Here is a 572-nt window from a genome sequence, read left to right on the forward strand (position 1 = left end):
GCCCTTGACCATGTGCAGCTCGCCGCCCCGCCCGGCTCGGAGCGCGAGCTGCGCTCGTACTACGTAGGCGTCCTCGGCATGACCGAGATCCCCAAGCCACCGGCACTGGCCGCCCGCGGGGGCTGCTGGTTCCGGGCGGGAGGCGCGCACCTGCACCTGGGGATCGACAAGGACTGCCGGCCTGCGCGGAAGGCGCACCCCGGGCTTCGGGTCCGGGACATCGAGGCGCACGCCGCCCGGCTCGAAGCCCACGGCGCGCCCGTCACCTGGGACGACGACCTCCCGGGCCACCGCCGCTTCTACACCGAGGACCCCGTGGGCAACCGCCTGGAGTTCCTGGAGCCGAACGGCTGATTCGATCCCCCACCCCTTACGGACGGATCAGCGTCAGTTCTTCCGGCGGCCTATCAGATGCGGCTTCGCCTCCAGCCCGTCAAGGCCGTGCCACGCCAGGTTCACCAGATGGGCGGCCACCTCGGCCTTCTTCGGGCGGCGGACGTCCACCCACCACTGGCCCGTCAGCGCGACCATGCCGACCAGGGCCTGGGCGTACAGAGGGGCCAGCTTGGGGT

Annotated in this window: 1 protein-coding gene and 1 pseudogene; one reads left to right on the plus strand and one right to left on the minus strand. The window is 72.0% G+C overall.

Annotated elements, in window-relative coordinates:
- Positions 1–354 (plus strand): VOC family protein (locus tag DSY14_RS28025; protein WP_211719596.1); only part of this gene is annotated, 354 nt, incomplete at its 5' end.
- Between the two features lie 33 nt (positions 355–387).
- On the opposite strand, the pseudogene DSY14_RS28030 reads toward DSY14_RS28025, so the two are convergent.
- Positions 388–572, minus strand: a pseudogene (locus DSY14_RS28030) (TetR/AcrR family transcriptional regulator); the annotation flags it as partial.

The organism is Nocardiopsis sp. MG754419 (assembly GCF_018207095.1).
Classification (GTDB): domain Bacteria; phylum Actinomycetota; class Actinomycetes; order Streptosporangiales; family Streptosporangiaceae; genus Nocardiopsis.